This is a genomic window from Raoultibacter phocaeensis, assembly GCF_901411515.1.
Classification (GTDB): Bacteria; Actinomycetota; Coriobacteriia; order Coriobacteriales; family Eggerthellaceae; genus Raoultibacter; species Raoultibacter phocaeensis.
In genome coordinates this window covers 805735-819454 of sequence record NZ_CABDUX010000002.1, presented here as the reverse complement: position 1 = coordinate 819454, position 13720 = coordinate 805735, and the positions used below count along the sequence as shown (strand labels likewise).

Genomic DNA, 13720 nt, shown 5'->3' with positions numbered 1-13720 from the left:
CTTGCACGTATGCGAGCGCCGCGCCCTTACAGCATCGTCTGGAAGAAGATGAAAAGCGGGGTGAACGTAAGCGATACGATGGTCATGAGATTGATGAGGATGTTCATCGACGGACCCGACGTATCCTTGAACGGATCACCCACGGTGTCGCCGACAACGGCAGCCTTATGGGCTTCGGAGCCCTTGCCGCCGTGCGCACCGCCCTCGATGTACTTCTTCGCGTTATCCCATGCGCCTCCTGCATTCGACATGAAGATGGCGAGCAGCATGCCCGTTGCAACCGCACCGGCGAGGAAGCCGCCGAGCATGGCCGGGTTGAAGCAGCCGATGACGACGGGGATCACGATGGCGAGGATGCCCGGAAGCATCATCTCGCGCAGCGCTGAGGTGGTGGAGATGGCCACGCACTTATCGTACTCGGGCTCGGCCTCGTAGGTCATGATGCCCTTGATCTCGCGGAACTGACGACGCACTTCTTCGACCATCGCATGGGCCGCACGCGACACCGCGCCCATGGTGAGCGCCGCGAACATGAACGGGATCATCGCGCCGATGAAGATGCCGGCGATGATGAGCGGATCGGTAAGCGTAAGCTCGAAGTTCTCGATCGAATGATGCATGGTGGCCTGGTAGGATACGAACAGCGAGATGGCCGAGAGGCCGGCGCTGGCGATAGCGAAGCCTTTCGCGATGGCCGCCGTGGTATTGCCCACCGCGTCAAGCGAGTCGGTACGCTCGCGTACCTCCTCAGGCAAGCCCGCCATCTCGGCGATGCCGCCTGCGTTGTCGGCCACGGGACCGTACGCATCAACGCCGATGGTGATGGCGGTATTGGAGAGCATGCCCGTTGCCGCAAGCGCGACGCCGAAGAGTCCCACCGCGATGCCGCCCTCGGGGGTGACGACGTTCGCGAACGCCATGTTACCGCACGTGTACGCGCCGATGATAGCAAACGCCACGAGCAGGATCGGGATGATCGTGGAGAGCATACCGGTAGAGAGGCCCTGGATGATGTTGGTGGCCGCACCCGTCTCAGACGCTTCGGCGATCTGATGGACCGGCTTGTAGTGGTCGGAGCAGAAGTACTCGGTGGTCTTGCCGATGAGAAGGCCGGCAACCAAACCGCAAAGCACCGAACCGAACAGCCAGATGGGCTGAGAGGCACTCTGGCCGTTCCAGAGGAAGAAGATCACGAGGATGGCGACGATCTCGATGCCAGCAGCCACGTACGTGCCGCGGTTGAGCGCCTTATGCAGTTCGCCGCCCTCTTTGGTGCGGACCGCGAACAAACCGATGATCGAAGTGATGATGCCGCAGGCGGCGATCATAACGGGAACCACGATGGCCCACGTCGCGTCGACCGAGCCGATGCCGCCGAAGTAGCCGAGCGCGCCGAATGTGACGGCGAGGATGGTGGGTGCGAGGATGGAGCCTGTATAGGACTCGAACAGGTCGGCGCCCATGCCGGCCACGTCGCCCACGTTGTCGCCTACGTTGTCGGCGATGGTTGCGGGGTTGCGCGGGTCGTCTTCGGGAATGCCCGCCTCGACCTTGCCCACGAGGTCCGCGCCCACATCGGCCGCCTTCGTGTAGATGCCGCCGCCCACACGAGCGAAGAGCGCCACAGCCGAAGCGCCGGTTGCGAAGCCTTCGACCATGCCGATGTGCTCATGCATGAGGTCGAACGTATCCACGCCGAACACGATGAGGATGAGCCACAGCGACAGGCCCAGAAGCGCGAACGACGCGACCGAAAGGCCCATCGTGAGGCCCGATTTGAACGAGATGTTCAAGGCCTTCGCCACGCTTTCCTCGGCGGCGTAGGTGGTGCGGGTGTTCGCGCGCGTTGCCACGTGCATGCCGATGTAGCCCGCTAGCGCCGAGAGGATGCCGCCCGTGACGAAAGCCACGGCGGTGATCGGCGAGAGGGCGATCGCCATGACGATGGCGACCACGACCATGAATATGACGAGCAGCTTGTACTCGCTCATGAGAAACGCTTTGGCACCTTGCTGGATCTTCAGCGAGATGTTGTTCATCTTGTCGGGACCCGGATCCTGTTTCAGGACCCACGAACCGAGGTAGCCCGCCATGCATATGCCTATCAGGGCGCAGATGGGGGCCATCCATGCGACTTGGACGGTCACTTGTTTTCCTCCTTGTGTTGTCGTACCGGTTTCGTGCGCCCTTCGAGCCGGGCATTAGGGCCGGAAAAACGCACCTGGCCCATTTTAGGGTATTTGCCCGCGCTCGTGAACTGCGAATGCGGCATTTTTCGACCGCTTGAGGCAAGAGCACGGCGAAGAACCCGTGGGCGCGGGCGCCGAGCCGCAAGGAGCATGGGCGTTCGGGATGCGACGGGCAGCGACGGCTGGCGACTTGCGTGATCGCGCGACGGTGGGCATCCTGCATGATCGCACGACGGTATGCATCCCGCACGATCGCGCACCTCTGCACCCTAGCCGGTCGCGGGCCGGTCGGCCTCGGCGCCCAAACCTCGAGCTTCAAGCGCAACGAGGGCAAACAAGCAAAAGGTAACCTACGACTGGTCAGTACGGGCATCATTTGAGAAGGGTACCTTTGGCTAACTTCTGCTCATCCGAGGGCATGAGGCTGTGAGCTGGGCATACACGAACCTCGATTTTCCATGCCCGAACGCGACGGCTAAAAACTTCGCAAATGGTGCCCGTACTGACCAGTCATATACTACCTATCTCAAACGCGAGCGTCGACGAAAACCGAAGCGCATGAGTATCCTATCGGGTTACGCAAAAGTGCGCCGCGAAGGCGCGTCCGCCCATACTTTTGTCGGAAAACAGCCTTTCAGTGCAGGCCAATCGCCGCTTTGCGACGCGCAATCGCGCTTCAGCGCCTCTTTAACGCCTGAATGTTCACCTTGACTTACCGCGAACAGGCGATATGCAGGGGCGTTTCGACTTCGGAGACCTCATGGAACCACTTCCCGATCGCAAAGCGGCGATTGGCCTGCATCCGGGAGCCGTTTTCACACAAAAGCACCTTATCAATAAAGAGCGAGCAGGAGGCGTCCGATGGCGAGCATCGCCCGCCATTGCGTTATTCGCATGGACGGCGAGAGGCGTCTGCTATAATGGCGATGACCAAAGTAACAGCTTACCGTGCGCATGCCCCTCGGCGCGCATACCATATACAGGAGCACCCGACCTATGAACCGCCTCAAGCCCCTCATGGCGGCGTGGGACAGGCCGACGGTTGCGAGCATCGTCGCGTTCGCCGTCCTTCTCGCCGCCTACCTCGCCCTCGATGCCGCCGGGTTCGTCGCGCACGACAGCGCTTGGACCACGCCCGCCGTCGCGCTCACACTCGCCTGCGCGCTCTGCGCCCTCGCGGCAAGGCCCTACCTGCTCAAGCGCTTCGAGCCGCTTGCGAGGCGCGCGAAGCCGTTCGTGCTGGTCGCCCTCGTAGCGCTCGCGTTCTACCTGTTCGAGAAGCCGTACAATCCCGGGCTCTTCGGCATCGGAGCCTTCTACGCTTTCGTGAACCTGTGCGTGATCGCGGTGCTGTTCGCCATCGTGTACTTCGCCTTCCAGCAGACCAAAGCCTCCGCCGTCGCGTTTCTCGCGCTGTGCTTCATCGCGGGAACGGCCAACTACTTCGTCATCGCGTTCAAGGGGCAGCCGGTTCTGCCTGCCGATATCTTCGCACTCAGCACGGCGGCGGCGGTCGGCGGCGGCTACACCTACGTCATAAACGACGACATCGCAACCGCGTTCGCCGCCCTCGCGGCGGGCATCGTGTTAGTCGCTTACCTTCCGAAAACGAAGTTCGCCCTGAAACGCGGCGTGGCGAACGGCGCGGTTGCGCTCGTCTGCGTGCTCGGATTCGGCGCGTGGTTCTCGTCCGTCGATATCGAACACGCTTACGGGGTCCAGGTCGACGGCTGGGCCGCGTCGAGCTCGTACTCGCAGCAAGGGTCGGTTCTGTGCTTCCTCAAGCGCGTACAGGACCTCTCGCCCGCTGCCCCGGAAGGCTACTCGCACGATGCCGCAGCCGAGATCCTTTCGCGCTACGAAACGAGCGATGACGAAGCGCGCGGAACGGACGAAACCGGATACGGCGTGGACGGTGAAATGCCCGCCGTCGTGGCCATCATGAACGAGACGTTCTCCGACCTTTCGCTCTACCCGAACCTCGCCGACATCTACGACGGACCGGTGTACTTCAACTCGATTTCCGACGCTTACCTCAAGGGCACCGCCTACGCTTCGGCGCTCGGCGCAGGCACCTGCAACAGCGAGTTCGAATTTCTCACCGGCGCGACCATGGCGAACCTCGGAGACGGCGTGTACCCCTACATGCTCTACGACCTCGAGGGCACGGGCAACCTCGCCTCATACTTCAACAATCTCGGCTACGATACCACCGCCATCCACCCCGCCGATGCGACAAACTGGCGGCGCGACACGGTGTACAGCCAACTCGGATTCGACGAGTTTTTCGACGTGACCGATTTCGAGGGAGCCGACACGCTGCGCGGATTCACCACCGACAAAGCCACGTACGACCTCATTCTCGAACGCCTCGCTACCGATGAAAACCCCCAGTTCATCTTCGACGTGACGCTCCAGAACCACGGCGGGTACGACACGGGCCTCATTCCCAACGAAATGGCCGTTTCGGTGCCGCTCGAAAGCGACCGCACCGCCGAGTTGGAAGAGTTCGTAAGCTGCATCCGCCAATCCGACCTCGATCTGCAGTACCTGATCGAAGGCCTCTCCGAACTGGATCGTCCTGTCGTCCTCTGCATCTTCGGCGACCACCAGCCCGGCTTTTCGGACTGGCTCGCAAGCCTCGCCTTCGGCAAGGACGTTTCGGACTTCACGCTCGAGGAAGTACAGGCGCGCTATGAGGTTCCCTACCTGATATGGACGAACTTCGAATCGGACCGCGCAACGAAGGCGAATGCGGCGGCTCTTGCCGAAGATATGGCACCCGTGCTCGACGAGCTCGAGCGCCCGTTGTACCAAGACGGAACCGACATGAGCCTGAACTACCTGAGCGCGCATCTGTTGGCGGCGGCCCAGCTTCCCCTTCCGGCCTACCAGCAGTTTCTACTCGATGCGCAGCAGACGATACCGGTCATCAACCTCAACGGCTACCGGGACGACAGCGGCCTGTGGCATTGGTCGGACGGCCGCGATGAAGACGGCGTCCCCGAAAGCATTGCCGCTACGCTCGGCGAACTCGCGATCGTGCAACACAACCTTCTGTTCGGATCATAAGGGCAAGCTGCTCTGACCGTAGGCGGAGGGCTTCGTCGGCAGGAAAGCCTGTTGGCATTGTGCATCCCTGCCGCACACAGCCCGCAACGTGCATCATGCGGGCTACAGGTATTCGCGTACCCAGGCGATGTTGCCCATCACGGTTGCTATGAGCTCGTCGACGTTGTCGAACTTGATCATGGGGCGCAGGAAGTGATGGAACTCGACTTTGATGGGCTTGCCGTACAGATCGCCTTCGAAATCGAGCAGGTGCGCCTCGCAGGTGGCGTCGGTACGGTCTTCGAACACGGGTGACACCCCCACCGATACGGCCGCTTTGTAGCGAACGCCATCGACGTAGGCGTATGCCCCGTACACCCCGGCCCCGAGGGCCTGCAGTTGCGAGGGCATCTTGAGGTTCGCCGTGCGAAAGCCGAAATCCTTACCCTCACCACGACCCTGCTCGACCGTGCCCACGATGTAGTACGGATGCCCGAGCAGCTTGTTCGCTTCGAGGATATCGTTGTCTGCAAGAAGCAAACGGATCCTCGTTGCCGTGATGGGCGCTCCGTCCGCGCTTGCCAAATCGTGCGCGCAGATATTCGTTTGAGCTACTTCGGCCCAGCTCGAAAGCTCCTTGACCGTCCCTTTCGCGCGGGCCCCGAACCTGAAGTCGTAACCCACGTGCAAGTATGCAGGAGCATGGCCGTTGAACGTATTCACGAGGAACTCTTCGGGACTCGAAGCCGAGAACCGCTTCGTGAATGGAAGCACCACCACCGCATCGACGCCGCTGTGCGCAAGCGCGCCGATGCGCTCGTCATTGGTCATGAGCTTTTTCAAACGCTCAGGATGAAACACCTCGTCGGGATCGATATCGAAAGTGAGCGCTATGCTTTTGCCACCGCTTTCTGCCGCCGTCTTCTGCGCGCAGTCAAGCAGGTAGCGATGCCCGAGATGCACGCCGTCGAACACGCCGAACGCGCATGACGAACCGGAGAAGAACGAATGATCGAACGACTCATCGCATTTAAGAATCTCTGCCACGTGAAACCCCCACAGCAAACACGCACCGGGGCTTCAGTACCCCGCGTGCCTCATCGTACTCGTACAGTGCAACCAGCTTGTTCTCGGCAATCACCGAGATGATTTCGCCGGACGATAACGGTGTACAGCTCTTCAGTACGCCGGCCGTACAGGCGCACATTTCGAGCGCAGCGGATGATCTTCTCCGCTCGTAGATCTCGCACGCACCCGCAGGCAAAGCGGTCCCGTTCGAAACCGCGCGTGCAACGGCTTCGTCAGCAAACAGGAACCTGAACCCGAGCAGACGTACCGGATCGAGCGCCGCCGCCTCGCCGCGTTCTTCAAGCGTTTCGAGCGTGACGCACTCCGACAGTTCAAGCGATCCCGCCTGCGTTCGTACAAGCTCGCTCACGTACGCGGGACACCCTAGCTTTGCGCCGATGTCGCGCGCCAGCGAGCGGATATAGGTTCCCTTCGAAACGAAAACGGAGATATCCCACGCGGGCAGCCCGTCTTCGCCCGCTTCGACGACGCGCTCGAGGCTCGCTTCGTAAATCTCGATGTCGCGGGGCTTCAGATCGATGATCGTACCCGCACGGGCGGCTTTGTAGGAGCGCTGCCCTGCCACCTTGATGGCCGAATAGACGGGAGGCATCTGCTTCTGCTTGCCCGTAAGACCACCGACGAAACGCTCGGCGAACTCCCTATCGAACACCTGAGGGGGCGCATCGCCCCTTTTGATGATCTCGCCTGCGGCGTCGTCGGTATCGGTGCCCGCACCGAACGACACGCGGAAGCGGTAGCGCTTGTCATGCTCGGTGAAAAAGGCATCGAGCCGCGTAGCGGGACCCACGCATACGAGCAGCGCGCCCTTCGCCAAAGGATCGAGCGTGCCCGCATGCCCCACGCGGCGCTCACCGAAGATACGGCGGCACCGGTTCACGACATCGTGCGAGCTCATACCCGCCGGCTTGTTGACTCCCACGACAAGCGACATCCCCGAAGTGCCCCGCTTCACCGTTGCGCACTCCCGTCACCTGAAGGACCGCTCGCACCGAGGGCGGCGGCAACAGCCGCATCGACTCGCTCGATTGCCTGATCGAGCGAGTCGTAGAGCGTGAACCCGGCCGCAGCCCTATGGCCTCCCCCGCCCATCGTGCGCGCGATGGCGGCGACGTCGGTATCGTCTTTCGCGCGAAAGCTGCCCCGTACGTGCTCGGGCTCTTCGCGCAGCATGCAGGCGACGCGGATTCCCGCGACAGCCCTGATGGTGTTGATGAGCGGCTCGGCATCCGACTTCACGGCACCGGTCTTCTCAAAATCCTCACGCGTGAGGTAACTCGCAACGTAAGCTCCGTCCATGCCGAAGCGCATGCGCGCAAGCGCGATGCCCTCGAGCTCGAGCGATGCGATCGAGCGGTTCTGGAACACTTCGCGGGCAACGGCGGCGGGATCAGCCCCCGCCTGCACCATCTCGAAGGCCGCCGCGAACGCCGCCTGGTCGGTGTTCTGGAACTGGAAGCGGCCCGTGTCGGTGACGAGCCCCGTATAGGCGCACGTTGCCATCTCAGGCGAGCGCTCGATGCCGAGCAGGCCGGCAAGCTCCCACACGAGCATCGTCGTGGACGCTGCGTCGGGATCGACGAAGGTATAGGTTGACATCGCATCATCGGCTGCATGGTGATCGATCGTAACCGTAGTCTGCGAACGCGCCTGCACGGCAGCCGCCGCAGCCCCCATGCGCTCGGGAGTCGGCACGTCGACGGCAATGAACACGTCGGGCGCCCCGTCGTAATCAGCGGCGGGGACCATGTCTTCGATGCCGGGCAGAAACAACAGGCCAGCCTCGATCGGATCGGGTTTCGCAAGCAGGCAGGTCACGTCTTTTCCGAGCGTCCTGAGGGCATGGTAGACGACGAGCTGCGAGCCGAGGCAATCGCCGTCGGGGCTCACGTGTCCGCATACCGCGAAGCGCTCAGCCGTACGGAGCGCTTCTGCGATACCGGCAAGATCGGAGTTGGTCTGCGGGGTTACTGCCACCTATTCACCGTCCGTTTCGCGCACATCGACTGCATCCTTTGCGGCTGCTGCATCGCCTGATGCGTCGGCGGTCGCATCGCCGTCGGCATGGCCGCTCGCCGTATTGCGCACCGCGTCGCGCTGCAGGGCAGACGCGATGCGCTCCGCCTCGTCAACGCTCTTGTCGAGCATGAAGCGCAGCTCGGGCGCCACGCGCCATGACAGCTGCTTGGCCATGAGCGAGCGGATGCGGCCGGATGCTTTGGAGAACGCATCGGCAACCGCCTCGTAGCGCTCGGGTTCGGTCGTGTAGAAGACGTTGCAGACGCTGCGGTCGTAGCTCACTTCGCAGCCCGTGATGGTGACGAGCGCAAGGCGCGGATCGGATATCTCGAACAGAAGGATGCTCGCGATGACTTCGCGGGCCTGCTCGTTAACCTTGCGGTTGGAAGAACCTTGTTTCATGATGTCCGTCTCCTTTCGGAAGAAGAGGTGAGGTCAAACGCCGATGGCCCGGTACATGATACTCCGAGCCATCGACATGAGCGCACTATCGTAGCGAACCTGTGCTATTCCGTACGCTCGACTTCGACGATTTTGTAGCCCTCGATCGTATCGCCGATCTTGATGTCCTGATAGCCGGTGATGCCGATGCCGCACTCATAGCCGCTGCGGACCGATTTCACATCGTCCTTGAAACGGCGCAGCGAATCGATCGTGCCTTCGAACACCACGGTACCGTCGCGGACCACGCGCACCTTGTCGTCGCGTGAGATCTCGCCCTCGACGATGTAGCATCCGGCGATGGTTCCGGCCTTCGGCACCTTGAACGTCTCGCGGACTTCGGCGATGCCGGTGTCCTCTTCGACGATGTCGGGCGAAAGCAAGCCCACGCGCGCCGCGTTGATCTCCTCGATCGCCTGGTAGATGACGCGGTACAGGCGGATGTCCACTTTTTCTTTCTCGGCTTGGACCTTCGATTTGCCCGTCGGGCGCACGTTGAAGCCGATGATGATGGCGTCGGACGCCGAAGCGAGCGTGACGTCGGTCTCGGTGATGCCGCCTACGGCCGAGTGCACGATGTTGATGCGCACCTCGGATTGGTCCATCTTGTCGAACGCATCGCGCAGCGCCTCGATGGAGCCTTGCACGTCGGCCTTCACAATGAGGTTCAAGTCGGTCTGCTTGCCTTCCTCGATACGGCTGAACAGGTCGTCGAGGCTCATATGAGACTTCGTTTCCTGCTCAGCGAGGCGCATGCGCAGCGCACGTTCCTCGGCGAGCTTGCGGGCATCGCGCTCGTCTTCGAACACGCGGAATTCGTCGCCTGCGGTCGGTACCGAGTTGAGGCCGAGTATCTCCACCGGATCAGCGGGATAGGCAGCCTCGACGTGGGCGCCGCGCGGATTCACGAGCGCACGCACGCGCCCGTAGGAGGACCCCGCCACGATAGAATCACCGGGTCTCAAGGTGCCGCGATGCACGAGCACGGTAGCCACAGGGCCGCGGCCCTTGTCGAGGTTCGCCTCGATGACGAAGCCCGAAGCGAAGGCATCGGGGTTCGCCTTGAGTTCGAGCACGTCTGCCTGCAGAAGGATCGTTTCGAGCAGGTCGTCGATGTGCAGCTTCTGTTTCGCGGAAACCTCGACGAACATGTTCGTGCCGCCCCATTCCTCGGGGATAACGCCGTACTCGGTAAGCTCTTGGCGCACGCGGTCGGGGTTCGCACCGGGTTTGTCGATCTTGTTCACAGCCACGACGATGGGCACTTCGGCAGCCTTCGCGTGGTTGATGGCCTCGATGGTCTGCGGCATAACGCCGTCGTCAGCGGCAACGACGAGCACGATGACGTCGGTTACCTGCGCACCGCGGGCGCGCATGGCGGTGAACGCTTCATGGCCCGGCGTGTCGATGAACGTGATCTGGCGTCCGTCGATCTCGACAACCGAAGCGCCGATGTGCTGGGTGATGCCGCCCGCTTCGCTTTCGACAACGCCCGTATGGCGGATCGCGTCGAGAAGCGAGGTTTTGCCGTGGTCGACGTGGCCCATGACGGTAACGACCGGCGGACGGGGCTTCAGATCCTCGTCGCGATCGTGGTACACGACGGCGTATTCCTCTTCGGGAGACACGACGCGCACTTTGCGGCCCATGTCGTCGGCGATGAGCTCGATGAGATCGTCGCCCATCGACTGGGTGAGCGTGAGCACCTGGCCGAGCATGAACAGGCGCTTGATGATGTCGTTGGGCGCGACGCCGAGCAGTTCGGCAAACTTGGACACCGTGGTGCCCTGCGGAACCTCGACAACCGAATCGTCAAGCACGAGCGTGGGATCGAGGCCCTTTTCGATGGCTTCGAGCTCCAAGCGCTCGCGGTTCTCAGCCTCGCGCTTCTCCTTGCGCTTCTTACGGCGGCCTTCGCCGCCCTCCTGCGTAGCGGCCTCAACCGCGGCGCGCGCCTCGGCAAGCACCTTGTCGCGCTGGAGCTTCTCGGCCTGAACGGCCATCTGGGCGTAGCGGTCCTCACCGGATGCCTGGTCGACGAGCTCGGGAACCTCGGGCTCAAATCGTTTCTGTTGGCCCTGCTTAGGTGTCGCCTGCTTTTTGGCATCGGTGCGCTGCGGCTTCTGCCGCTGTTGGTTCGCTGCACCCTGCCTGGGAGCGCTTTGGCGCTCGGATTTCTGCTGCTCGATGCGGGCCTTCTCGCTTTCGATCTGTGAAAGCAGCGAGTCGAAGGACGATTTGGGCTTCGCGCCGAGCACCGGGGCCTTTTTGGGGCCTTCGGACTGCTTCGCGCCCTTGCCGCCCGATTTGCGTGCCGCAAGCGCCTCGGCGACAGCCTGCTTTTTGGCGACTTCCTTGGCAGCGATGGCAGCACGGGCACGTGCCTTGGCCTCTTCGGCCTCGCGCGCCACGCGTTCCTTTTCGCTTTCTATCTGGCTCGCGAGCTTCTGGAACGCCGAAGATGCGGGAGCCGGGTTCGCAGCACGCTCATCCGACGCATCCTCGGAAGACGCCTCCCCCTGCGAATCCGATGATGCGGGCGCATCCCCCATGCGACGGGCACGCTCCGCCTCGCGGCGCTTGCGCTCCTCTTCGACCGCTTCGCGGCGCTTGCGCTCCTCTTCGGCCTTCTTCTCAGCCTGAGCGCGCTGCTCCTCGGCGAGTGCGGCTGCTTCCTTATCCTCAAGCTGACCGGCGCGCTGCTTTATCTCAGGCTCCAAGTTCTTCCTGATTTTGGCTACGTAGGCATCTGCAAGCATGCTCGCATGGCTCTTCGCAGGGATCTTCATCTCCTGGAGCCGATCGAGCAGTTCCTTGCTGGACATGCCGAACTCTTTCGCCAACTCATGTACACGCATGCTGGCCATACATTCTCCTCATTCTATCCTGTAGCTCCACGGATCGCGCCCGCCATATCCGATGCGATCCGTTCGTAATCCTCTTCGGTCAACGATGCCCTGAGCGCCCGGTCGAGCCGTTTCGTTCGAACGGCCTTCTCGAAGCAGGCTTCCGAACACACGTACGCGCCCCTGCCCGCTGCCTTGCCCGTCGCATCGAACGCCACGGCTCCGTCGCTTCTGCGCACGATGCGCACAAGCTCCCCCTTGGTCGCTTTGCAGCCGCATGCTATGCAACTGCGTTCGCGTTTGGGTTTTTGCACCTGAGCCATCGCGCGACGCCCTCTTACGCCTCGTCGTCCGCATGGATGCCGCAGAACCGACTGCCCGGCCGGGCATGGTTGCGGCACCTCACGCCGTCTTCGCTCACATGGGCGCAGACGAGTTCCTCGTCGATCGCGGATTCCTCGTCGATAAGCACGTTATCGACCGCAGGCGGCTCACCGGCAAACGAAGCGCTCTTGATGTCGATGTGCCAGCCCGTGAGGCGCGCGGCGAGGCGGGCGTTCTGGCCCTCCTTGCCGATAGCGAGCGAAAGCTGGTCGTCGGGCACGACGACGGTGGCGTAATGGTTATCCTCGTCGATGGTCACGCGGGTGACCTTGGCGGGCGAAAGCGCGTTGGAAACGTAGGTTGCGGGATTCTCATTCCACTGAATCACGTCGACGCGCTCGTTGCGCAGCTCTTCGACCACCATGCGCACCCGCGAACCCTTCGGACCGACGCACGCGCCGACCGGATCGAGGTTCGGCTCGCGCGAGGCTACCGCGATCTTCGAGCGGGCGCCCGGCTCGCGTGCGATCGATTTGATCTCCACCATGCCGTCGTAGATCTCGGGGACCTCGATCTCGAACAGACGGCGGATGAGATCGGGATGCGTACGCGATACGACGATCGAGGGACGCGCCTGTTCGCCGCGCATTTTCGGCGCATCCGAGTTCGGGTCGCGCACGTCGATGATAAGCGTTTTGAGGCGCTGGTTGTGGCGGTAGTGCTCGTTTCCGGGCCGCTCGTTGCGCTCGCCCGGGTTGCGCTTGAGATCGTAATGCGGAAGCTCCGCCTCCACGCCGTCGCGGATCTTGATGATGGTGAAATCAGGCGTTCCCTGAAGCACCGTACCCGTCACGAGATCGCCTACGCGGTTCGAGAACTCCTCGTAGATGCTCTGACGGCCCGCTTCGCGCACGATCGACGAAATGACGCCCTTGGCGTTTTGCGCAGCGATGCGGCTCACGTCGTCGGGGGTCACATCGCGCTCTTCGAACTCGGCGTACTCGCCGGTTTCTTCGTCGGGCTCGCCGACGGGCACGAGCTCGTACACGTAGATCTGGCCGGTCGAACGGTCGATCGTCACGCGCGCATCCCACTCGAGGTCGAGGATGTGCTGGTAGCTTTTCGCAAGCGAAGCCTCAAGCCGTTCGATGAGATAGAACTCGTCGATGTGACGCTCGTGCGCGAGCGCCTGCAGGGCCTCGATCAATTCTGAACTTGCCACGATGCCTTTCCTTTCCTAACCGAAGTCCACCACGCCTTTGAGGCGGGCTCGCTTGATGGTATTGATTTCGATCTCCACTTCAACGCCGTCGACGTCGAGCAGCACAGCGTTTCCGCGGACGCCTGAAAGCGTACCCGTCCATTTGCTGCGCCCGTCTTGGGGCTCCGCCGTGACGGTAGCGGTTTCACCTGCGAACCGCTCGAAGTGCTCGAGCGTGCGCAACGGGCGGTCGATGCCGGGCGACGATACCTCAAGCGTGTACGCACCCGGAAACGGATCGAGTTCGTCCATGCGCTCGTTGATCCACACCTGCGCGCTCGAAAGCTCGTCGAAGCTCACGCCGCCCTCCGTATCGATGTACACGCGAATCGTCGGCGCTTTTTTTGCACCTACGACTTCGACGGTCACGATTTCGATGTCGTGCTCGGCAGCCTGCCCTTCGAGCGCTTCGAGCAGGTTTCGTTCTTTTGCGGTCAACATGCAGGTCACCTCCCAGATAAAAAGAAAGCGGGATAAACCCACTTTCACCGATACGTTCG

The 13720-nt window shown here is 62.2% G+C and carries 10 protein-coding genes; 1 reads left to right on the top strand and 9 read right to left on the bottom strand.

The window, feature by feature from the left end; translation table 11 throughout:
* Positions 1–26: 26 nt before the first annotated feature.
* The gene (locus FJE54_RS11315) at positions 27–2126 is read right to left on the bottom strand and encodes a sodium-translocating pyrophosphatase (RefSeq protein WP_180326801.1); all 2100 of its coding nucleotides are present in this window, start codon (positions 2124–2126) and stop codon (positions 27–29) included.
* Between the two features lie 1059 nt (positions 2127–3185).
* Here FJE54_RS11315 and FJE54_RS11310 point away from each other — a divergent pair.
* Entirely contained in the window at positions 3186–5261 is a 2076-nt protein-coding gene (locus FJE54_RS11310; RefSeq protein WP_180326713.1) for an LTA synthase family protein, read from the top strand.
* Between the two features lie 102 nt (positions 5262–5363).
* On the opposite strand, the gene ribF is transcribed toward FJE54_RS11310, so the two are convergent.
* The 8 genes from ribF to rimP form a co-directional block, all read right to left on the bottom strand.
* Positions 5364–6287 (bottom strand): riboflavin biosynthesis protein RibF, encoded by a 924-nt coding sequence (gene ribF, locus FJE54_RS11305; RefSeq protein WP_139652872.1) that lies wholly within the window; start codon positions 6285–6287, stop codon positions 5364–5366.
* A complete protein-coding gene (truB, locus tag FJE54_RS11300; protein ID WP_255467406.1) occupies positions 6271–7284 on the bottom strand; it encodes a tRNA pseudouridine(55) synthase TruB in 1014 nt (337 codons plus the stop codon). The genes ribF and truB overlap by 17 nt, the downstream gene beginning before the upstream one ends.
* Positions 7281–8306, bottom strand: a complete 1026-nt coding sequence (locus FJE54_RS11295) for a DHH family phosphoesterase (RefSeq protein WP_139652871.1) — start codon at positions 8304–8306, stop codon at positions 7281–7283. The genes truB and FJE54_RS11295 overlap by 4 nt, the downstream gene beginning before the upstream one ends.
* A complete protein-coding gene (gene rbfA / locus FJE54_RS11290; protein WP_139652870.1) occupies positions 8307–8750 on the bottom strand; it encodes a 30S ribosome-binding factor RbfA in 444 nt (147 codons plus the stop codon). It abuts the gene before it with no gap.
* Positions 8751–8854: 104 nt separating this feature from the next.
* Positions 8855–11656, bottom strand: coding sequence for a translation initiation factor IF-2 (gene infB, locus FJE54_RS11285; RefSeq protein WP_139652869.1), 2802 nt, complete (start codon positions 11654–11656; stop codon positions 8855–8857).
* Between the two features lie 14 nt (positions 11657–11670).
* The gene (gene rnpM, locus FJE54_RS11280; protein ID WP_139652868.1) at positions 11671–11958 is read right to left on the bottom strand and encodes an RNase P modulator RnpM; all 288 of its coding nucleotides are present in this window, start codon (positions 11956–11958) and stop codon (positions 11671–11673) included.
* Positions 11959–11972: 14 nt separating this feature from the next.
* Positions 11973–13181, bottom strand: coding sequence for a transcription termination factor NusA (gene nusA / locus FJE54_RS11275; RefSeq protein ID WP_139652867.1), 1209 nt, complete (start codon positions 13179–13181; stop codon positions 11973–11975).
* Positions 13182–13196: 15 nt separating this feature from the next.
* Positions 13197–13661 (bottom strand): ribosome maturation factor RimP, encoded by a 465-nt coding sequence (gene rimP / locus FJE54_RS11270; protein ID WP_139652866.1) that lies wholly within the window; start codon positions 13659–13661, stop codon positions 13197–13199.
* Between the last annotated feature and the right edge of the window lie 59 nt (positions 13662–13720).